The organism is Nocardia concava NBRC 100430 (assembly GCF_000308815.1).
Classification (GTDB): domain Bacteria; phylum Actinomycetota; class Actinomycetes; order Mycobacteriales; family Mycobacteriaceae; genus Nocardia; species Nocardia concava.
Map to the genome: position 1 here is coordinate 24,743 of NZ_BAFX01000032.1, position 19,488 is coordinate 44,230.

A 19,488-nucleotide genomic window follows, 5' to 3' on the forward strand; every position below is an offset into this window, starting at 1 on the left:
GGTGTAGTCCGGCGCCGTGACCGCTGTGTAGGTGATCGTGGCGTCCCCCCGCGGTGGGTGTGGGGCCGGGCTCAGGGTCCCCACCGCGTTGCCGGACTCTCCGGGAGCCAACCACCAGCCCGTGGCGACCATCAGGGCCAGCAGCGCCAGGATTCCCCCAGCTGTCGCTTCCTTCCTGGTCACCGCCTCGTCCTTCCGATCGCCGCGTGACTATCACCTGGACAGAACTCTATGAACACGAGTGTTCGCATTCTTGAGTAGCGAACTACTCGACTTCCAGCCTCACTCGAGCCCCCGGAATATGCGTGCCCGTAGTTTCTTGGGGTGGCGGGCGGGAACAAACCGGTCGAACCGCATGTTCAAGCCCGTGTCACCCCTCGTGACGACCACTCGGTTGCAGCGCATATACTTTTCCGTCGGCAACCATGCCTAGTCGGTTTTGGTTCACGTCTCGTATCGCGGTCCACTGTGGACAGCAGTTGCGCGAGGCGACCCAAAGCCCTTCGAAAGGACACCCATGAAGGCAGGAATTCACCCCACGTACGTGGACACCACGGTCGTGTGCGGCTGCGGCAACACCTTCCAGACCAAGAGCACCAAGGAGTCGGGCCAGATCACGGTCGAGGTCTGCTCCCAGTGCCACCCGTTCTACACGGGCAAGCAGAAGATTCTGGACACCGGTGGCCGCGTGGCTCGCTTCGAGGCTCGCTACGGCAAGCGCAACAAGGCTGCCAACTAGCTGCCCCGCCGACGCCCGTCCCGCACCTCGCGGGCCGGGCGTCGGCGCGTTTGTGCACCTAGTCGCAGCGAGCCGAGACGGCTCACACATACTTTCCGGGTGTGCCTACCCGGCACCCCGACAGGAGGACCCGCGATGGCCGACAAGACGGCCCCCAACGCGATCGACGACATCCTGGCCGAGTACCAGGGGCTGGAATCCCAGCTCGCCGACCCTTCACTGCACAATGACCCGGGCGCGGCCCGCCGCGTCGGCAAGCGGTTCGCCGAGCTCGGCCCGATCATGGCCACCTACAACAAGCTGAGCACCGCGCGCGACGATCTCGCCGCCGCGCAGGAGCTCGCGGCCGACGACTCGTCCTTCGCCGCCGAGGTCCCCGCCCTGCAGGAACAGGTGGAGGAGCTGGACAAGCAGCTCACCGACCTGCTCGCGCCGCGCGACCCGCACGACGGCGACGACGTCATCCTCGAGGTGAAATCCGGTGAGGGCGGCGAGGAATCGGCGCTGTTCGCCTCCGACCTGGCGCGCATGTACCTGCGCTACGCGGAACGGGCCGGGTGGAAGGTCGAGGTGCTCGGCGTCACCTACTCCGATCTGGACGGGTACAAGGACGCCAGCTTCTCCATCAAGAGCAAGGAGGCCACCCGCGACGGCGTGTGGTCCAAGCTCAAGTGGGAGGGCGGCGTGCACCGCGTGCAGCGCGTGCCGGTCACCGAATCCCAAGGGCGCATTCACACTTCGGCCGCCGGCGTGCTCGTCTACCCCGAACCCGACGAGGTCGAGGAAGTCGAGATCGACGAGAAGGATCTGCGCATCGACGTCTACCGCTCCTCCGGTAAGGGCGGTCAGGGCGTCAACACCACCGACTCCGCGGTCCGCATCACCCACCTGCCCACCGGCCTGGTGGTGACCTGCCAGAACGAGCGGTCCCAGCTGCAGAACAAGATTCGCGCCAAGCAGGTGCTCGCCGCGCGCTTGCAGGCCCTCGCCGAGGAGCAGGCCGATGCCGAGGCCGCCGCCGGGCGTGCCAACCAGATCCGCACGGTCGACCGCTCCGAGCGCATCCGGACCTACAACTTCCCGGAGAACCGCATCGCCGACCACCGCATCGGTTTCAAGGCCCACAACCTCGATTCCGTGCTGGACGGCAACCTCGACGACCTCTTCAACGCCCTGGGCGAGGCCGATCGCGCCGCCCGCCTGGCGGCCGAGTAAGGCTGGGGGACAGCCGGAATGCGTATCGCCCGGATGACAGCGGACGCCATCGACGAGGTGGCGCCGCTGCGCTACGCGCTCTGGCCGGTCTCGGACGAGGCCGATCACCGCGCCGAGCTGGCGGAACTGGCCGACAGCCCCGACGCCGTCGTGCTGGTCGCGCGGACCGACGAGGGCGAACCCGTCGGATACGCCGAGGCGAGCATCCGGCGCGACTACGTGAACGGCTGCGACACCTCACCGGTCGCCTTCCTCGAGGGCATCTTCGTGGCCCCCGGGCACCGATTACACGGGCTGTCCCGTGCGCTGTGCGACGCGGTCGAGGCGTGGGGCCGCGAGGTCGGCTGCACCGAACTCGGCTCGGACGCCCTGCTGGAGAACGCCGTCGCCCACCGCTTCCATCAGGCCAACGGGTTCGAGGAGCGCGAACGAGTGGTGTACTACCGCAAAAAGCTCTAGACCAGCGTCCCGACGCCACGCCCGATGCGCTCGGCACGCGCACGGTTGCGCGGGAGACCGTTCCGGACAATCAAATTCGTGCGAGCATGTGCGTGGGGAGAAAGGCTGCTAACCCGTGAGTCGTGCACCGTTGCGACCGGCTATCCGCGAGGCCATCGAGATCCTGGCCGCCGCCGGGGTCCCCAGCCCGCAGGCGGACGCGGAAAATCTTGCGGCACATGTGCTGGGCGTCGATCGCGGCCGGTTGGCGCTCATGCCGATGCTCACCCCCGACCAGCTGGAGGAATTCCGCAAGCTGGTCGCCCGGCGCGCGGAACGCTTTCCGCTGCAACACCTTACGGGCACCGCGGCGATGGGTGAGATCGATCTGGCGGTCGGGCCGGGCGTCTTCATTCCCCGCCCCGAGACCGAGTTGCTGTTCGCCTGGGCCCTGGCCCAGCTCGAAGAGGTGGGCCACGAGCACCAGCCGGTGGTCGTCGACCTGTGCACCGGCTCCGGCGCCCTGGCCCTGGCCATCGCCCACGCCCGCCCCGACGTCCAGGTCCACGCCGTCGAACTCGACACCGAGGCCCTGGCCTGGGCCCGCCGCAACGCCCTGCAACTGGCCGACGAGGGCGACACCCCCATCGACCTGCACGCGGGCGACGTCACCGACCCGACCATCCTCGACCACCTCAACGGCAAGGTCGACGTGGTCGTCTCCAACCCGCCCTACATCCCCGAAGACGCCGACCTCGACCCCGAGGTCATCGACCACGACCCCCACCGCGCCCTCTTCGGCGGCCCCGACGGCCTCGACGTCATCCGCCCCATGATCGGCACCATCGCCCGCCTCCTCCGCGAAAACGGCGCGGCCGCAGTCGAACACGACGACACCAACGGCTCCGGCGTAGCGGCCCTCTTCACCGCCCACGGCGGCTTCACCGACGTCATCGAGCACCCTGACCTCGCGGGAAAGCCGCGTTTCGTGACTGCCCGCCGCACCTAGCCGCTGAGATCCAGGGCCGCTCGCAACGACATATCGAGTTGCTCCATCACCTCTGCGGAGGCTTGGCCGATGCAATCCGCGAATCGTGCGGGGTCGGCGGCTCGGAAATTGCGCACAAGGATGTAGCCGTGGCCGGGCAGCGGCACCGCGAGCATCGACCGGACACCGGTTGGGCGGACGTCGGTCACATCCAAGGTGATCGGCTGATCAACTGCGTTGAGCTCGTCGGCCGAGACCACCAGTACCGTCTGTGTGCGAGAGATCGAGCGATAGTTGTAGAGATCGCCACGTCTCACGCGGCGTCACCTTTTGGGTGGCGATGGGAGCCGTCAGCAGCGGTCGCGGCCTCGTGTTCGGCTTCCATATCGTCGTACCAGGCCTTTGTCCCGGTGGGATCAGCTGCTGCGTGCGCAGCGAGTGCGACGGCATCTTCGCTGAGCAGTCGCTGCGTCATCGCCTTCGACACCCATTCGGAGATGTTCGATCCAGCAGCTTCGCGAACCAAGGCTGCCAATCGGTCATTAACAGTGATCGTCATCCTTGTCGTCATACTTCCAATCATATTCGTGAGTTCGGTGCTGTGTAAGGCTTCGGATGGGTCGGTATCGCATTCGGCCGCAAACTCGGGCGCGGCGATGGCGTGGACGAGCATCCGTGCCAAGATGTCAGCCGTGAGTACCGTCTACGACTGTGCCGATTCCGATTCCCGCGCCGCCGGTCTGAACGCCGCGCGGAGCACGCTGAAGTCCGGGCGGTTGGCCGTCATTCCGACCGACACGCTGTACGGGCTCGCCGCCGATGCGTTCGACAGTCAGGCGGTGAGCGCGCTGCTGGCCGCCAAGCGGCGGGGCCGCGATATGCCGGTGCCGGTGCTGGTCGGGTCGTGGAACACCATCGACGGGCTCGTCTACTCCGTGCGCCCGCAGGCCCGCGAACTGATCCGCGCGTTCTGGCCGGGCGGACTGACTCTCGTTGTGCAGCAAGCGCCCTCGCTGGCCTGGGACCTCGGTGACGCGCGCGGCACGGTGGCCCTGCGCATGCCGTTGCATCCGGTCGCGCTGGAGCTGCTGCGCGAGGTCGGCCCGCTCGCGGTGTCGAGTGCGAACGTCTCGGGGCAGCCGCCCGCCACCACGGTGGCCGAGGCGCAGGCGCAGCTGGGCGATCTGGTCGGGGTGTACCTCGACGGCGGCCCGGCCGATCACGCCGTCGCCTCCACCATCGTCGACCTGACTGCCGACACCCCGCGCGTGCTGCGCGAGGGCGCGGTACCGGTGGAGAAGATCGCGGAGGTGCTCGGCATGTCGCCCGAGGAGCTCCGGGCCGACGCGCGGTGACGGCCCGTTAGATGCTGCTGAGTCAGGGCGTATTCAGCCAGGGCGCGGTCGTCCCGCTCCGGGAGCTGCTGCTGGTGCTGCTCGTCGCCACGGTCATCGCATTCCTGTCCACCGGCGGAATTCGGGTGCTGGCCATCGCCTTCGGCGCGGTGGCGATCCCGCGTGAGCGCGATGTGCATGTGAAGCCGATTCCCCGCATGGGCGGTCTGGGCATCTATCTGGGCCTGCTGGCGGCCGTGCTGTTCGCGCACCAGCTGCCCGCGCTGCGCCGCGGCTTCGACTATCCCAAGGACATTCCCGCGGTGCTGGCCGCGGCCACGCTCATCGTGCTGGTCGGCATCATCGACGACCGCTGGGGCCTGGACTGGCTGACCAAGCTGGTCGGCCAGATCACCGCGGCGGGCGTGATGGCGGTGATGGGCCTGAGCTGGGTGGCCATCTACAACCCCTTCACCAACGAGACCGTGGTGCTGGATCCGCTGCAGGGCGGCCTGGTGACCGTGGGCATCACCGTCACGGTCGTGAACGCCATGAATTTCGTGGACGGTCTGGACGGTTTGGCCGCGGGCCTCGGTTTCATCGCGGCGGTGGCGGTTTTCGTGTTCACCGTGGGTTTGCTCTACGAGGTGGGCGGTTCCACCGACACCTATCCGCCCGCGCTGCTGGCCGCTGCGCTGGCCGGCGCGTGCCTGGGATTTCTGCCGCACAATTTCGCACCCGCCCGAATTTTCATGGGCGACACCGGTTCCATGCTCATCGGATTGATGCTGGCCGCGGTCTCCACGGGCGCGTCGGGGCGAATTCCGCTGCAGGGTTACGGCCCGCGCGACATCGTGGGTTTGCTGTCACCGCTGTTGCTGGTGGGTGCGGTGATGTTCATTCCCGTACTCGATCTTGTTCTGGCCGTGATACGCCGAGTTCGCGCCGGTGTGAGTTTTTCCACTCCCGACAAAATGCATCTTCATCACCGTTTGCTGCAGATCGGACATTCGCAGCGTCGCGTGGTCCTGGTGATCTATCTCTGGGTGAGCGTCCTGGCATTCGGCGCGGTCGGCACCTCGTTGATCTCGGATCGCCGCGTGGTTGTCCTGTTGTTCGCCGCGGGCCTGGTTTTCGCGTTGATCGTGACCGCGGTGCCGTCCTGGCGTGAACTTCGTGCCAAACCGCCCCGCAGTGATAATCGAGCCGCCGGGTAAAGTTGCTGACCGTGAGCACGCCTACTGAACCCGGTCCCGACGCCCCGCTGCGCGCGGCATTGCGCTACGGCATCGCCGGTTTGGCTGTGCTGGTTGTGGTTTCGGCGATCCTGTCGTCGATCTTCGCGGGCCTGCCCGGCCTGTGGGGCGCCCTGATCGGCGCCGCCCTAGGCGGTGCGTTCATTCTCACCACCGCCGCGTCGGTGCTGTTCAGCGCCAAGATCGAATCCGGCCTGCAGGGCATCGTGCTGCTCGGCAGCTGGGTCGGGAAGCTGCTGCTGGCCGTGGTCGTCATCGCGGTGCTCAAGCAGTTCGACTTCTACAACCGCTTCTCGCTGTTCTTCACGGTCATCGCCGCGCTGCTCATCGTGCTCGGCGCGGAGACGTACGGCCTTCTGCGCCAACGTGTTCCGACCGTCGAGGTAGAGCGCGACCTCTAACTCCGCGCCCCGGCACGGCCCGGCGAAACACCGTTCATCACGGGTTTCTCCGACCCCCTACGCAATGTCGTAGATAACTTGATAAACTCTTTACCTGTAGCCAACCGAATCAACAGGGGGGGTCGCCTGAGACCCGCCTGAGAGCAGGTTATGCTTACAGCCGTACCGGGCCCTCAGGGCTACGGTTCTGCACCGTCGACGATGTCGCCGACGCGCGTACAGACGCCAGGGCGTGACTGCCACAGCTGCTGACGAACTTCGAGCCGACCTGAGTCGACCCACCAGATCGTCAATGTCCGATCGAACCACGGGAGAAAACTATCTCCCGCGGCCGACCACGGGAGAGAACGCTGAGCGTCACCATTTTGGCGGGCGAGTTCCACGCGCCGTCACTCAACGACTTCTTCCCTCCAGCAGTGCTGTTCGAGGGGACGCCTTTCGAGCTCGACCGTCTGATGCTCATTCGCATCCTCATGTCGGCCGTTCTCGTGATCGTGATGATGGCGGCATTCCGCCGCCCGCAGCTGGTTCCGCGAGGTCTCCAGAATGTGGCCGAATCCGGTCTGGTGTTCGTCAAGGAACAGATCTGCGACGAGGTGCTGGGTAAGGAATCCGGCAAGAAGTTCTTCCCGCTGATCGCGTCCATCTTCTTCGCCGTGCTGTTCCTGAACTTCTCGGGTGTTATTCCGGGCCTGAACATCTCGTCGAACGCGCGTATCGGCATGCCCCTCGTGCTGGCAGTCGTCGCCTACATCACCTTCAACTATGTGGGCATCAAGAAGTACGGCTTCTGGAAATACATGCGCTCGAGCATTGTGGTGCCGAATGTGCCGCCCGCACTGCACGTGCTGCTCATCCCCATCGAGTTCATCTCGACCTTCGTGCTGCGCCCGTTCACGCTGACCGTCCGTCTCATGGCGAACATGCTGGCAGGCCACATCATGTTGGTGCTGTTCTTCAGTGCCACCCAGTTCTTCCTGTTCGATGCCGCCTCCTGGATGAAGGTGTTCTCGCCGTTCTCGCTGCTCGCGGGCTTCGGCTTCACCCTCTTCGAGCTCCTGGTGGTCTTCCTGCAGGCGTACGTGTTCGCGCTGCTGACCGCTGTCTACATCGGTCTCGCGCAGCACGCCGACTCTCACTGACCGACACCGCACCAACACCACAAACCTGCCACACACGCCGCCTCGGCGGGTGGGCGACAGAAAGGGAACAACACAAATGAGCACCCTCTCGTACCTGGCTGCTGAAGTTGCCGAGTCGAAGGCCAAGGGCTACGGCGCCATCGGCTACGGCCTCGCCGCGATTGGCCCCGGCATCGGCGTGGGCATCGTCGTCGGTAAGGCCATCGAGGGCATCGCCCGTCAGCCCGAGCTGCAGGGCACCATCCGGACCAACATGTTCCTGGGTATCGCGTTCACCGAGGCCCTGGCGCTGATCGGTCTCGTCGCCGGCTTCATTTTCTGATTCCGGCAAAAGACTAGGAATCAACGATGAACAACATTGTTTTGCTCGCGGCCGAGGAGGACATCAACCCCCTCGTCCCGAAGACCTACGACATTGTCTGGTCTGCGATTGTCTTCATCGTTATCGCCTTTGTCTTCGCCAAGTACGTCGTTCCGCGCCTGACCAAGGTGCTGAACGAGCGGACCGAGAAGATCGAGGGCGGTATCGCCAAGGCCGAGGCCGTCCAGGCCGAGGCGCAGGCCACCCTGCAGCAGTACCAGGAGCAGCTGGCCGAGGCTCGCCTCGAGGCCGCTCGCATCCGTGAGGAGGCCCGCACCCAGGGTGCGGCGATCCTGGCGCAGATGCGTACCGATGCGCAGGCCGAGGCCGACCGCATCGTGGCCGCCGGTCACTCGCAGCTGGAGGCTCAGCGCCAGCAGATCGTGACCGAGCTGCGGTCCGAGCTGGGCCGCACCGCGGTCGACCTGGCCGAGAAGATCATCGGTCAGTCGGTGGCCGACGAGGCCAAGCAGTCGGCGTCGATCGACCGGTTCCTGCAGGAGCTGGACGCGAACGCCGGCATCGGGGTCGGAAGGTAACGAGCCGAAAGTGGGAAGCATGTACGCAGCGAGCCGCGAGGCGAGTTCCCGTGCGCGGGAAGCTCTTCGGTCCGCTCTGACCGGTAGCGACACCGTCGCGGCGACTACGGGCTCGGAACTGTTCGCCGTTGTCGCCGTCCTCGACGACCACCGTTCGCTGCGTGTGGCGCTCGCGGATAAGTCGGTGTCGAGTTCGGCGCGGGCCGAGCTAGCCGAACGCGTCTTCGGCGGCAAGATCAGCGGAACCACGCAGGCCGTGCTGACCACCGCGGTGGCTCAGGACTGGTCGCGCGCCCGCGATCTGGTGGACACGCTGGTCCTGCTCGGCCGCGAGGCGCTGCTGCGCGCCGCGGACGAGCGTGGCCGGCTGACCGCGGTCGAGGACGAGCTGTTCCGGCTGGGCCGGATCATCGACGACAACCCGGACCTGGAGCAGGCGCTGCAGGACCACGGCAAGCCGGCGGATGCCAAGCGTGCCCTGGTGCAGCGTCTGCTCGCCGGCAAGGTCGAGGAGATCACCCTGCAGCTGGTCGAACAGGCCGTGCTGCGCCACAAGGGCGACTCCGGCCAGGCCATCGACGAGCTGTCCGACCTGGCGGCTTCGCTCCGGGAGCAGATCGTGGCGCACGTCCGTGCCGCGGTGGCCCTGACGCCGCAGCAGCGCGAGCACCTCGCCGCGTCGCTGCAGCGCATCTACGACAAGCCCGTCACGGTGCACGTGCAGGAGGACCCGACCTTGCTGGCCGGTGTCGTCGTGCGCGTCGGCGACGACCTGATCGACGGCAGCGCCGTCGGCCGCCTCCAGCGCTTGCGTCAGTCTCTCGCTTAGAGACGAACGCTCAAAAGCGCATCTACACACCGACATTCGAGACCACAGCGAGAGCAGGAAGAACATGGCGGAGCTGACGATCTCCCCCGATGAGATCCGTAGCGCGATCGAGAGCTACACCCAGAGCTACACCCCCGAGACCTCCATCGAAGAGATCGGTGTCGTCACCGACACCGGCGACGGCATCGCCCACATCAGCGGCCTGCCGTCCGCGATGGCCAACGAGCTGCTGGAGTTCCCGGGCGGCGTCCTCGGCGTGGCGCTGAACCTGGAGGACACCGAGATCGGTGCCGTCGTTCTGGGTGAGTTCGACACCCTGGAAGAGGGCCAGCAGGTCCGCCGCACCGGCGACGTGCTCTCGGTTCCCGTGGGCGACAAGTTCCTCGGTCGCGTCATCGACCCGCTGGGCGCGCCGATCGACGGCCTGGGCGAGATCGAGGCCGACGAGCGTCGCGTGCTCGAGCTGCAGGCCGCCACCGTGCTGGAGCGTCAGCCGGTCGGTGAGCCGATGGCCACCGGCATCACCGCCATCGACGCCCTGACCGCCATCGGCCGCGGCCAGCGTCAGCTGGTCATCGGTGACCGCAAGACCGGCAAGACCGCGGTCTGCATCGACGCGATCATCAACCAGAAGGCCAACTGGGCCACCGGCGATCCGACCAAGCAGGTGCGCTGCATCTACGTCGCGATCGGCCAGAAGGGCTCCACCATCGCGGGCGTGAAGTCGGCCCTCGAGGCGCACGGCGCGATGGAGTACACCACCATCGTCGCGGCCCCGGCCTCCGACTCCGCCGGCTTCAAGTGGCTTGCGCCGTACACCGGTTCGGCCCTCGGCCAGCACTGGATGTACCAGGGCAAGCACGTCCTGATCGTGTTCGACGACCTGTCCAAGCAGGCCGAGGCCTACCGCGCCATCTCGCTGCTGCTGCGCCGCCCGCCGGGCCGCGAGGCGTACCCGGGTGACGTCTTCTACCTGCACTCGCGTCTGCTGGAGCGTTGCGCCAAGCTGTCCGACGCGCTGGGCGCGGGCTCCATGACCGGTCTGCCGATCATCGAGACCAAGGCCAACGACGTCTCGGCGTTCATCCCGACCAACGTCATCTCCATCACCGACGGCCAGGTGTTCCTGGAGTCGGACCTCTTCAACAAGGGTGTCCGCCCGGCCATCAACGTCGGTATCTCGGTTTCCCGAGTCGGTGGCGCCGCGCAGACCAAGGCCATGAAGAAGGTCTCCGGTTCGCTGCGTCTGGAGCTGGCCTCCTACCGTGAGCTCGAGGCGTTCTCCGCCTTCGCCTCCGACCTGGATGCCGCCTCGCTGGCCCAGCTGGAGCGTGGCGCGCGCTGGGTCGAGCTGCTCAAGCAGGACCAGTACGCCCCGGTTTCCGTTGAGGACCAGGTCGTTTCGCTGTACCTGGTCGACGCCGGCTACTACGACTCGGTGCCGGTCGGCGACATCCGCCGCTTCAACTCCGAGCTGCTGGAGAACCTGCACGCCACCGTGCAGTCCTCCTTCGACGCCCTGCAGGGCGGCGCCAAGGTGCTCGAGGGCGAGGCCGCCGACGCCATCAAGGCCGCGACCGACAAGTTCAAGCTGGGCTTCCTGGCGTCCGACGGCTCGCGCGTCGTCGAGGCCGAGGCCGACAAGCTGGATCACGAAGAGGTCGAGTCTCTTTCCGTCACTCGCAAGCACGTCGAGAAGTAAGACGAGGCTCATGCGACTGACCGAATCGACGAATGAAGGGAGTGTGAACCGCTAATGGCAAGCGTGCGCGAATTGCGCTCCCGCATTCGTTCTGTGAGCTCGATCAAGAAGATCACCAAGGCCCAGGAACTGATCGCGACCTCGCGAATCAGCAAGGCGCAGGCCCGAGTTGCCGCCGCCAAGCCCTACGCGGAGGAGATCACCAAGGTGCTGGCCGAATTGGCCAGCGCCAGTGGGAATCTCAACCACCCGCTGCTCACCGAACGTGAGAACCCGCGCCGCGCAGCGGTTCTGGTCATCACCTCCGACCGCGGTATGTGCGGCGGCTACAACTCCAACGTGCTCAAGCGCGCCGAGGAGCTGCTGGCCACCCTGCGTTCCGAGGGCAAGGAGCCGGTGCTCTACGTCATGGGCGCGAAGGGCCTGACCTACTACACCTTCCGCAAGCGGACGGTGAACGGGTCCTGGCTGGGCTTCTCGCAGCAGCCCAACTACGTGGACGCCTCGGCCGCGTGCAACCACCTGGTGGAAGCGTTCATGGCCGGAGCCGACGGCGAGGTGGAGGCCCCCAACGGGGTCGGCACCATGGCTGGCGTCGACGAACTGCACATCGTCTACACGCGTTTCGTGTCGATGCTGTCGCAGCAGCCCGAGGTGCGTCGCCTGGCCCCGATCCAGGTGACCTTCGTGGACGAGAACTTCGACATGGGTCCGGACAGCTTCACCGACTCCGAGTCGGCGACGCTCTCGCCCCAGTACGAGTTCGAGCCGGACGCGGATCGCCTGCTGGGCGCGCTGCTTCCGAAGTACATCAACACTCGGATCTACTCGTCGCTGCTCGAGGCGGCGGCATCGGAGTCGGCTGCGCGCCGCACCGCCATGAAGGCCGCGACGGATAACGCCACGGACCTGGTCAATTCGCTGACCCGGACCGCGAACTCGTTGCGCCAGGCGCAGATTACGCAGGAAATCACGGAAATCGTCGGCGGTGCCAACGCACTGGCGTCGAGCTCGGACCGCGACTAAGGCCCAGGAAGAGAACCAATGACCGCAGCTACTGAAACTCGGGTTGGCACAGGACGTGTCGCCCGCGTCATCGGACCCGTCGTGGACGTCGAGTTCCCGCGCGGTTCGATCCCCGACCTGTACAACGCCCTCAACGTGGACATCGCGCTCGCGTCGGTGGCCAAGACCCTGACCCTCGAGGTCGCGCAGCACCTGGGCGACAACATCGTTCGCACCATCTCGATGCAGCCGACCGACGGTCTGATCCGTGGCGCCGAGGTGCGCGACACCGGCAAGCCGATCTCGGTGCCCGTCGGTGACGTCGTCAAGGGCCACGTGTTCAACGCCCTCGGCGACTGCCTCGACACCCCGGGTCTGGGCCGCGACGGCGAGCAGTGGGGCATCCACCGCCAGCCGCCCGCCTTCGACCAGCTCGAGGGCAAGACCGAGATCCTGGAGACGGGCATCAAGGTCATCGACCTGCTCACCCCGTACGTCAAGGGTGGCAAGATCGGTCTGTTCGGTGGTGCCGGTGTCGGCAAGACCGTTCTGATCCAGGAGATGATCACCCGTATCGCGCGTGAGTTCTCCGGCACCTCCGTGTTCGCGGGCGTCGGTGAGCGCACCCGTGAGGGCACCGACCTCCACCTGGAAATGGAAGAGATGGGCGTCCTCCAGGACACCGCGCTCGTCTTCGGCCAGATGGACGAGCCGCCGGGCACGCGTATGCGCGTCGCCCTCTCGGCCCTGACCATGGCCGAGTACTTCCGCGACGTCCAGAACCAGGACGTGCTGCTGTTCATCGACAACATCTTCCGTTTCACCCAGGCCGGTTCCGAGGTCTCGACCCTGCTGGGTCGTATGCCCTCTGCCGTCGGTTACCAGCCGACCCTGGCGGACGAGATGGGTCAGCTGCAGGAGCGCATCACCTCGACCCGTGGCCGTTCGATCACCTCGATGCAGGCGATCTACGTGCCCGCGGACGACTACACCGACCCCGCGCCGGCCACCACCTTCGCGCACCTGGACGCCACCACCGAGCTTTCGCGTCCGATTTCGCAGAAGGGCATCTACCCGGCCGTCGACCCGCTGTCCTCGACCTCTCGAATCCTCGAGGCCTCGATCGTCGGCGAGCGTCACTTCCGGGTGGCCAACGAGGTCAAGCGAATCCTGCAGAAGTACAAGGAACTCCAGGACATCATCGCCATCCTCGGCATGGACGAGCTCTCCGAAGAGGACAAGGTCCTCGTCGGCCGCGCCCGTCGTCTGGAGAAGTTCCTCGGCCAGAACTTCATCGTGGCCGAGAAGTTCACCGGTCAGCCGGGTTCCGTCGTGCCGCTGGAGCAGACCATCGACGACTTCGACCGCGTCTGCAAGGGCGAGTTCGACCACCTGCCGGAGCAGGCGTTCAACTCCTGCGGTGGCCTGGACGACGTCGAGGCGGCCGCGAAGAAGATCGCCGGGAAGTAGTCACCCATGGCTGATATGTCCGTTGATCTGGTCGCCGTCGAGCGACTGGTGTGGTCGGGCCGGGCGTCCTTCGTCTCGGCCCAGACCACCGAGGGTGAGATCGGCATCCTGGCCGGTCACGAGCCCCTGCTCGGCCAGCTGGTCGAGGGCGGCACCGTGACCATCGTGTCCGACGATGACGAGCGCATCGTCGCGGCCGTGCACGGCGGTTTCTTCTCGGTCACCGCCACCTCGGTGCGCGTGCTGGCCGAATCCGCCGAATTCGCCTTCGATATCGACGAGGCGGCCGCCAAGGCCGTCGTCGCCGATCCGGATGCGAGCCCGGCCGCGCTGGCCAAGGCACAGGGCCAGCTGCGCGCCCTCGAGAAGGCTGCGCACGCGTAGTCTGCTCGACGCAGAAGCAAAAGGGCGGCGGCCCCGGGAAAACCCCGGGGCCGCCGCTCTTTTCGTTGTGTGGGGTTATTCGAAGGTCAGGATCGGCTTGATGGTGCCGCCGTGGTGGGCGTCCGCCAGCGCGGTGTCGATGTCCTCGAACTTGTAGGTCTTGCTGATCTTTTCGATCGGGAACTTGCCTTCGGCATGCCACTGCAGCAATTGCGGAATGAATTTCTGCGGATCGCCACTGCCTTCGATGCAGCCCCGGACGGCCTTGCCGTTTCCGGTGAGATGGCCGATCTCGAAGTCCATGCTGGCCTCGCCGAGCCCGACCAGCACCAGGGTTCCCATGGGGGCCAAGGCTTCCAGCCCCTTGGCGATGACGGCATTGACCGCCGTGGTGTCGAGGGCGAAGTTCGCGCCGCCGTTCGTCGCCGCGACGATCTGCGCCACCACGTCCTCGGCCGCGCCGTCGATGAGCACATCCGCGCCCAGCTCCTTGGCCACCGCCAGGCGCTCCGCGGAAAGGTCAATGGCCACAATGGTTCCCGCGCCGATGGCCCGGGCCGCCATGAGCGCGGCCATGCCCACGCCGCCGACGCCGAAGATGGCGATGGAATCGTTCGGCCCCGGCTTCATCACATTGGCGACCGCGCCCGCACCGGTCTGCACGCCGCAGCCGAAGGGTGCGGTGGCGACCAGGTCGATCTCTTTGTCGACCACCACGACGCTGCGCGCCGGAACCAGCGCGTGGGTGGCGAAACTCGACTGTCCGAAGAACGCGCCCATCACCTTTTCGCCATTTTTGCTCAGCGGCGAGGTGAAATCCGATCGTCCGCCCGAGGTATTGAGAACCACGAAATTCTCGCAATACGGCGGCAGCCCGTTGGCGCAGCGTGAACAGGTGCCGCAACTGGCGTAGGTGAGCAGCACGTGGTCCCCGACGGCGATTCCGGTTACCTCCGAGCCAATCCGTTCGACAACGCCCGCGCCCTCGTGGCCGAGCACGATCGGCAGCTCGGGCGGGAACAGGCCCTTGGTGACCAGATCGGTGTGGCACACGCCGCTCGCGACGATGCGTACCAGCACCTCACCCGCGCGCGGGTCCTCGATATCGAGGGTTTCCATCGAGAACGGCTTGTCCCCTCCGCGGGCGACGGCGGCGGTAATTTCCACGGAATCTCCTCCAACACTTCCGAATTGTCCGGAGCATAAGAACGTGTTCTAACTTTCGGCCACGTCCGATCCCACTGAGTGGGTTTCGGGATGGACATGTGGTTGAATGCTGTCGCCGGTCTACGGGTGTGATCTGAAGCACCCGGCAAAGCCTCGGCTATTCCAGCGTTTTCAGCTTTTTTGTCTCCACTGATGAGCGAGGGGTTGATGAGCGGGCTTCGTATTGGCAAGTGGGGGGTGGCAGTCGCGGTGGTCGCGGTCGCCCTCGGATTCTTCTCACCGGGTGCGGCCAACGCGGATGTCACCGTGCCGCTCCCCGACGGGCACATCGAGGGCCCGGGCGTGAAAATCACCAGTCTCGGTGAGCGCGCGATCGTTTCGCCGTCGCTGGCCGCCAACGGGGCGGGGCGGACGTCGTGGGTATCGGGCAATGTCACCGCCGAAGTGGAGACCCCGGACGGTGAGGTCGGTCCCAACAACGGGCCGAAGAACTACCCGGGCACCAACAACTCGGGAACGCACGGGTCGTCCAACCTCACGACGGGATACATCGTCGGTTGTCAGGTGAACCTGGGTGTGCTGAGCGCGAACTCATCGTTCGCCATCAGCGCCACCCCCAGCCTCTCGGGCGGCTTCAGCTTCCCGTTGTCGCCGGGCCAGGTGCAGTGGGTCGCCATCAACAACATCGAGTTGATCAAGAGCGGCACCTACACCATCAACTACCAGGACATTCCGATGGAGATCCAGGGCTGCGGCGGCTACGCCCAGGCCCGTCAGGTGTCCGTGGTCGAGATCATCGGCACGGATTATCACAAGGTCTCCCTCTACGGCCAGCCGTTCAGCATCGGCTGACGAGGCCACTCCGACGGAAGGGATCGCATGTACGGCAAGGCAATTCGCGTCCGGGGCGGCAAGGTCTTCGGGGTGGCGCTGGCCGCGGCGACGGTGTTCGGGTTCGGTCCGGCCGGTCCGGCGCACGCCGACACCTTCATTCCGCTCCCGGGCGGAATCATCACCCGCCAGCTCGCCGACGGGACCACCATGACGGTCCGGATCTACGACGAGTCGGCCAAGATCAGCGGGTCCATGGGCGACACCCCTGCGCACCGCAATGTCTGGACCACCGGTGTGGCCAGTGTGGACCTCGACGGCCCGAGCGCCGGGAGTAATCAGATCCAGATCAAAATCAGCCCCGGCTATATCGTCGGCTGCCAGGTGGACATCAGCGGCGGGCTGAACAGCGGCGCCAGCGGCGGTGTCACGAACGATCCGACCAAGGCGACCCAGGCCAATCCGTTCGGCGGGCTCTCGGCGACCCAATCCTTGTCCGAGGGCATCACGCTCGGGCCCGGCCAGGCCGTCGCGCGCCTGATGCTGGATCTCGAGAAGCCCGATGACTACGGCATGGAATCACACAAGCGCTACAACAAGATTTCCGGTCCGCACACCAGTGTCAGCTGGACGGACGAGGCTTTCGAGGTGAACGGCTGCGGCGGCTACGCCCAGGCGCGCTCGTTCGTGGCGGCCGAGGTGGACACCCCCAACTTCATCGGCAACCTCGTGCTTTACGGTGAGCCGTTCAGCATGGGCTGATATATCTTCTGCACCCCGCTGAACAGCGCATACGTCACATTCGGTGGATGGCCGGACTCCGCCTTTCCGAGGTCGCTACTATCGACCGAAAGCGGGGCCCGGTCTCTGGCCGGTTCGTGATCGACAGCAACGCGGATGTGAAGGGACGGAGCGGCATTGCAGACCGGGATGTGGCTTCTGATCATTCTGGTGCTGTTGCTTGTCGGTTTGGCCCTGGCCTCGACCTATCGCCTGATCATGTTGCGCCGCGGCGGCACCGCCGCGCTGCTGCGGGTGCTGCCCGCGCGCGGGCACGGCGGCGGCTGGCGGCACGGCCTCATCCGCTACGACGAGGACACGCTCCTCTTCTACAAACTCTCCAGTCTGAAACTCGGCCCGGATTCCTCCATGCGCCGGCTCGCCATCGAGATCGGGCCGCGGCGTTCCCCGCAGGGTGACGAGTACGACATCATGACCGACGAGGTCATCGTCATGTGCTCCGACGGCGACGGCAATTACGAGCTGGCATTGGACCGCGGCGCCATGGCCGCCTTCCTGTCCTGGGTGGAATCCCGCCCCTCCGAGCGAATCCGCCGCCGCCGCGCCGGATAGTCCCGCGCTCCCGAGTTACTGTGACAGCGTGAGCGTTCACCTGACTCGGATCTATACCCGGACCGGCGATGACGGCACGACCGGGTTGAGCGATTTCTCCCGTGTTGCCAAGACGGATCCGCGGCTGATCGCCTATGCCGACTGTGACGAAACCAATGCGGCTCTGGGTGTGGCCATCGCGCTCGGGCAGCCCGACGAGCGAATGCTCGCCGTGCTGCGTTCCATACAGAACGATCTCTTCGATGCCGGCGCGGACCTCTCGACCCCGGTCGTGGCCGAGCCCAAGTACCCGCCGCTGCGTATCACCCAGGACTACATCGACCGCCTGGAGAAGTGGTGCGACGAGTTCAATGAGCCTCTGGCACCGTTGAATTCGTTCATCCTGCCCGGCGGCACACCCCTCGCCGCACTGCTGCACACCGCCCGCACCGTCGCGCGACGCGCCGAGCGTTCCGCCTGGGCAGCGGTCGACGCGCACGCCGAGGACACCAGCGCGCTGCCCGCCAAATACCTGAACCGGCTGTCCGACCTGCTGTTCATCCTGAGTCGCGTCGCCAATCCGGACGGCGACATACTTTGGCGGCCGGGCGGAGACGCCGCGAGCACGGGAACGGACCACTAGGCTGACCCCCGTGAGTGAACGGTTTCTGGTGACCGGGGGCAGCAGGCTCGTCGGTGAGGTCGCGGTGGGCGGCGCGAAGAACAGCGTCCTCAAGCTGATGGCCGCCGCGCTGCTGGCCGAGGGTACGACCACCATCACGAACTGCCCGGACATCCTGGATGTGCCGCTGATGGCCGAGGTCCTGCGGGGCCTCGGCTGTGACGTGTCGATCGACGGCGGCACGGTCGCCATCGCCACCCCGGCGGAACCGAAGTACCACGCGGACTTCCCGGCCGTCACCCAGTTCCGCGCCTCGGTGTGTGTCCTGGGTCCGCTCATGGCGCGCTGCAAGCGCGCGGTCGTCGCGCTGCCCGGCGGTGACGCCATCGGCTCGCGCCCGCTGGATATGCATCAGCAGGGTCTGCGACTGCTGGGCGCGACCTCCGAGATCGAGCACGGTTGCCTGGTGGCGCGTGCGGAGGAATTGCAGGGAGCGCGGATTCGCCTGGACTTCCCGTCCGTCGGAGCGACCGAGAACATCCTGATGGCCGCGGTGCTCGCCGACGGCGAGACGGTCATCGACAATGCCGCGCGTGAGCCGGAGATCGTGGATCTCTGCAACATGCTGGTGCGGATGGGCGCGAAGATCTCCGGCGCGGGCACCTCGGTCCTCACCATCGAGGGCGTGGACAAGCTGGCCCCGACCACCCACCGGGTGATCGGTGACCGCATCGTCGCCGCCACCTGGGGCATCGCCGCCGCCATGACCACCGGTGACGTGCGGGTGACGGGCATCAATCCCAAGCACCTGTCGCTCGTGCTGGACAAGTTGCGTTCCGCGGGTGCCCGAATCTCGTTCGAACCGGACGGTTTTCGTGTGGTGCAGGCGGATCGCCCTCGCGCCGTGAACTTCTCGACCCTGCCGTTCCCGGGTTTCCCCACCGACCTGCAGCCCATGGCCATCGGCCTGGCCGCGATCGCCGACGGCACCTCGATGATCACCGAGAACATTTTCGAAGCGCGCTTCCGCTTCGTCGAGGAGATGATCCGCCTGGGCGCCGATGCCCGCACCGACGGACATCACGCTGTGGTGCGCGGGATTCCGCGCCTGTCCTCGGCGCCGGTGTGGTCCTCCGACATTCGGGCCGGCGCGGGTCTGGTGCTCGCGGGTCTGGTCGCCGATGGCGTCACCGAGGTCCACGATGTCTTCCACATCGACCGTGGCTACCCGGATTTCGTGGAGAACCTGCGCGGGCTCGGGGCCCAGATCGAACGGGTCGGAACCGCGGACTGAACGGCAGGTGTCGGGACGTGTTCGCGAAAACCCGTCCTGAACAGGCGATTTGACATGCGAACAACCAACACGTAACTTATTCCAGGTCAGAGCGACACGGACACCGACTCCGGTGAGACGAGCTTCGCCTGATGATCACACTAGCTCCCAGCCAACCAGCCGATTTGGTTCTGCTGTGCGGATGGGGCTAAGCTTGAAAAGTTGCCTCACGATCGAGCGGGACATAGAGCCCGGGAGATCGTTTGTGCGTGTGTTCTTTGAGAACTCAATAGTGTGTCGATGAATGTCAGTGCCAAATATTTTATTTGGTTCCAATCATTCTCACCCCCGTGGGGGTGGTTGGACAATTTAGTCAGCTTAATTTCCGAGCTGGCGTTTAATCTGCCAAGGTTTTCGGACTCTGGTTAATTCTTCCGATTTCATCCTTCGGGATGTGATT

23 protein-coding genes are annotated in these 19,488 nt (G+C 66.0%); 20 read left to right on the top strand and 3 right to left on the bottom strand.

Annotated features, from left to right (window positions below; all coding sequences use genetic code 11):
- The first annotated feature begins 517 nt into the window (after positions 1–517).
- The 4 genes from rpmE to prmC all read left to right on the top strand — a co-directional run bounded on the left by rpmE (position 518) and on the right by prmC (position 3,401).
- Positions 518–739 carry a 50S ribosomal protein L31 gene (gene rpmE / locus ON43_RS07580; protein ID WP_040805189.1) on the top strand — a complete coding sequence of 74 codons (222 nt, stop codon included), beginning with the start codon at positions 518–520 and terminating at the stop codon, positions 737–739.
- 135 nt (positions 740–874) lie between these two features.
- The gene (prfA, locus tag ON43_RS07585) at positions 875–1,954 is read left to right on the top strand and encodes a peptide chain release factor 1 (protein ID WP_040805191.1); all 1,080 of its coding nucleotides are present in this window, start codon (positions 875–877) and stop codon (positions 1,952–1,954) included.
- 18 nt (positions 1,955–1,972) lie between these two features.
- Complete coding sequence (aac(6'), locus tag ON43_RS07590; RefSeq protein WP_040805193.1) at positions 1,973–2,413, top strand: aminoglycoside 6'-N-acetyltransferase; 441 nt, start codon at positions 1,973–1,975, stop codon at positions 2,411–2,413.
- Between the two features lie 115 nt (positions 2,414–2,528).
- Positions 2,529–3,401: a peptide chain release factor N(5)-glutamine methyltransferase gene (gene prmC / locus ON43_RS07595; protein WP_040805194.1), complete on the top strand. Its 873-nt coding sequence runs from the start codon at positions 2,529–2,531 to the stop codon at positions 3,399–3,401.
- On the opposite strand, the gene ON43_RS07600 is transcribed toward prmC, so the two are convergent.
- Entirely contained in the window at positions 3,398–3,697 is a 300-nt protein-coding gene (locus tag ON43_RS07600) for a type II toxin-antitoxin system PemK/MazF family toxin (protein ID WP_157513944.1), read from the bottom strand. The two genes, prmC and ON43_RS07600, sit on opposite strands and share 4 nt — an antisense overlap.
- A complete protein-coding gene (locus ON43_RS44685) occupies positions 3,694–4,053 on the bottom strand; it encodes a hypothetical protein (protein WP_157513945.1) in 360 nt (119 codons plus the stop codon). The genes ON43_RS07600 and ON43_RS44685 overlap by 4 nt, the downstream gene beginning before the upstream one ends.
- Positions 4,054–4,072: 19 nt before the next feature.
- On the opposite strand from ON43_RS44685, the gene ON43_RS07605 reads away from it, so the two are divergent.
- The 11 genes from ON43_RS07605 (at position 4,073) to ON43_RS07655 (ending at position 13,803) form a co-directional block, all read left to right on the top strand.
- Positions 4,073–4,735 (top strand): L-threonylcarbamoyladenylate synthase, encoded by a 663-nt coding sequence (locus tag ON43_RS07605; protein WP_040805232.1) that lies wholly within the window; start codon positions 4,073–4,075, stop codon positions 4,733–4,735.
- 11 nt (positions 4,736–4,746) lie between these two features.
- Positions 4,747–5,931: an MraY family glycosyltransferase gene (locus ON43_RS07610; RefSeq protein ID WP_040805198.1), complete on the top strand. Its 1,185-nt coding sequence runs from the start codon at positions 4,747–4,749 to the stop codon at positions 5,929–5,931.
- 11 nt (positions 5,932–5,942) lie between these two features.
- Positions 5,943–6,371: a Cg1360 family ATP-synthase-associated protein gene (locus tag ON43_RS07615; RefSeq protein ID WP_040805234.1), complete on the top strand. Its 429-nt coding sequence runs from the start codon at positions 5,943–5,945 to the stop codon at positions 6,369–6,371.
- 362 nt (positions 6,372–6,733) lie between these two features.
- On the top strand, positions 6,734–7,513 hold the full coding sequence (atpB, locus tag ON43_RS07620) for a F0F1 ATP synthase subunit A (RefSeq protein WP_505778216.1): 780 nt from the start codon (positions 6,734–6,736) through the stop codon (positions 7,511–7,513).
- A gap of 76 nt (positions 7,514–7,589) precedes the next feature.
- Positions 7,590–7,835, top strand: a complete 246-nt coding sequence (locus ON43_RS07625) for an ATP synthase F0 subunit C (protein ID WP_040805202.1) — start codon at positions 7,590–7,592, stop codon at positions 7,833–7,835.
- A 26-nt stretch (positions 7,836–7,861) separates the two neighbouring features.
- Entirely contained in the window at positions 7,862–8,413 is a 552-nt protein-coding gene (locus ON43_RS07630) for a F0F1 ATP synthase subunit B (protein WP_040805203.1), read from the top strand.
- A gap of 19 nt (positions 8,414–8,432) precedes the next feature.
- The gene (locus ON43_RS07635; protein WP_040805204.1) at positions 8,433–9,242 is read left to right on the top strand and encodes a F0F1 ATP synthase subunit delta; all 810 of its coding nucleotides are present in this window, start codon (positions 8,433–8,435) and stop codon (positions 9,240–9,242) included.
- Positions 9,243–9,306: 64 nt separating this feature from the next.
- A complete protein-coding gene (atpA, locus tag ON43_RS07640; protein WP_040805206.1) occupies positions 9,307–10,944 on the top strand; it encodes a F0F1 ATP synthase subunit alpha in 1,638 nt (545 codons plus the stop codon).
- A gap of 54 nt (positions 10,945–10,998) precedes the next feature.
- Positions 10,999–11,970 (top strand): F0F1 ATP synthase subunit gamma, encoded by a 972-nt coding sequence (locus tag ON43_RS07645; protein ID WP_040805208.1) that lies wholly within the window; start codon positions 10,999–11,001, stop codon positions 11,968–11,970.
- 18 nt (positions 11,971–11,988) lie between these two features.
- Positions 11,989–13,419 (top strand): F0F1 ATP synthase subunit beta, encoded by a 1,431-nt coding sequence (gene atpD / locus ON43_RS07650; RefSeq protein ID WP_040805210.1) that lies wholly within the window; start codon positions 11,989–11,991, stop codon positions 13,417–13,419.
- A gap of 6 nt (positions 13,420–13,425) precedes the next feature.
- Positions 13,426–13,803 (top strand): F0F1 ATP synthase subunit epsilon, encoded by a 378-nt coding sequence (locus tag ON43_RS07655; RefSeq protein WP_040805212.1) that lies wholly within the window; start codon positions 13,426–13,428, stop codon positions 13,801–13,803.
- A 75-nt stretch (positions 13,804–13,878) separates the two neighbouring features.
- Here ON43_RS07655 and ON43_RS07660 read toward each other — a convergent pair whose 3' ends face one another.
- Positions 13,879–14,970 (bottom strand): NAD(P)-dependent alcohol dehydrogenase, encoded by a 1,092-nt coding sequence (locus ON43_RS07660; RefSeq protein WP_040805213.1) that lies wholly within the window; start codon positions 14,968–14,970, stop codon positions 13,879–13,881.
- Between the two features lie 192 nt (positions 14,971–15,162).
- Here ON43_RS07660 and ON43_RS07665 point away from each other — a divergent pair, with 192 nt between their 5' ends.
- From ON43_RS07665 to murA, 5 genes are all read left to right on the top strand, one after another.
- The gene (locus tag ON43_RS07665; RefSeq protein WP_040805215.1) at positions 15,163–15,822 is read left to right on the top strand and encodes an MspA family porin; all 660 of its coding nucleotides are present in this window, start codon (positions 15,163–15,165) and stop codon (positions 15,820–15,822) included.
- Between the two features lie 27 nt (positions 15,823–15,849).
- Positions 15,850–16,563, top strand: coding sequence for an MspA family porin (locus ON43_RS07670; RefSeq protein WP_040805216.1), 714 nt, complete (start codon positions 15,850–15,852; stop codon positions 16,561–16,563).
- A 168-nt stretch (positions 16,564–16,731) separates the two neighbouring features.
- Positions 16,732–17,154, top strand: a complete 423-nt coding sequence (locus ON43_RS07675) for a DUF2550 domain-containing protein (protein ID WP_040805235.1) — start codon at positions 16,732–16,734, stop codon at positions 17,152–17,154.
- 28 nt (positions 17,155–17,182) lie between these two features.
- Positions 17,183–17,776: a cob(I)yrinic acid a,c-diamide adenosyltransferase gene (locus tag ON43_RS07680; protein ID WP_040805217.1), complete on the top strand. Its 594-nt coding sequence runs from the start codon at positions 17,183–17,185 to the stop codon at positions 17,774–17,776.
- 10 nt (positions 17,777–17,786) lie between these two features.
- Complete coding sequence (gene murA / locus ON43_RS07685) at positions 17,787–19,049, top strand: UDP-N-acetylglucosamine 1-carboxyvinyltransferase (RefSeq protein WP_040805218.1); 1,263 nt, start codon at positions 17,787–17,789, stop codon at positions 19,047–19,049.
- Positions 19,050–19,488: the final 439 nt, after the last annotated feature.

Excerpts from the sequence above, each read along its gene's own strand:
- rpmE (WP_040805189.1), top strand. The coding sequence starts at position 518 with ATGAAGGCAGGAATTCACCCCACGTACGTGGACACCACGGTCGTGTGC.
- prfA (WP_040805191.1), top strand. The coding sequence starts at position 875 with ATGGCCGACAAGACGGCCCCCAACGCGATCGACGACATCCTGGCCGAG.
- ON43_RS44685 (WP_157513945.1), bottom strand. The coding sequence starts at position 4,053 with ATGCTCGTCCACGCCATCGCCGCGCCCGAGTTTGCGGCCGAATGCGAT.
- ON43_RS07610 (WP_040805198.1), top strand. The coding sequence starts at position 4,747 with ATGCTGCTGAGTCAGGGCGTATTCAGCCAGGGCGCGGTCGTCCCGCTC.
- ON43_RS07625 (WP_040805202.1), top strand. The coding sequence starts at position 7,590 with ATGAGCACCCTCTCGTACCTGGCTGCTGAAGTTGCCGAGTCGAAGGCC.
- ON43_RS07630 (WP_040805203.1), top strand. The coding sequence starts at position 7,862 with ATGAACAACATTGTTTTGCTCGCGGCCGAGGAGGACATCAACCCCCTC.
- ON43_RS07635 (WP_040805204.1), top strand. The coding sequence starts at position 8,433 with ATGTACGCAGCGAGCCGCGAGGCGAGTTCCCGTGCGCGGGAAGCTCTT.
- atpA (WP_040805206.1), top strand. The coding sequence starts at position 9,307 with ATGGCGGAGCTGACGATCTCCCCCGATGAGATCCGTAGCGCGATCGAG.
- ON43_RS07645 (WP_040805208.1), top strand. The coding sequence starts at position 10,999 with ATGGCAAGCGTGCGCGAATTGCGCTCCCGCATTCGTTCTGTGAGCTCG.
- atpD (WP_040805210.1), top strand. The coding sequence starts at position 11,989 with ATGACCGCAGCTACTGAAACTCGGGTTGGCACAGGACGTGTCGCCCGC.
- ON43_RS07655 (WP_040805212.1), top strand. The coding sequence starts at position 13,426 with ATGGCTGATATGTCCGTTGATCTGGTCGCCGTCGAGCGACTGGTGTGG.
- ON43_RS07665 (WP_040805215.1), top strand. The coding sequence starts at position 15,163 with ATGAGCGAGGGGTTGATGAGCGGGCTTCGTATTGGCAAGTGGGGGGTG.
- ON43_RS07670 (WP_040805216.1), top strand. The coding sequence starts at position 15,850 with ATGTACGGCAAGGCAATTCGCGTCCGGGGCGGCAAGGTCTTCGGGGTG.
- ON43_RS07675 (WP_040805235.1), top strand. The coding sequence starts at position 16,732 with ATGTGGCTTCTGATCATTCTGGTGCTGTTGCTTGTCGGTTTGGCCCTG.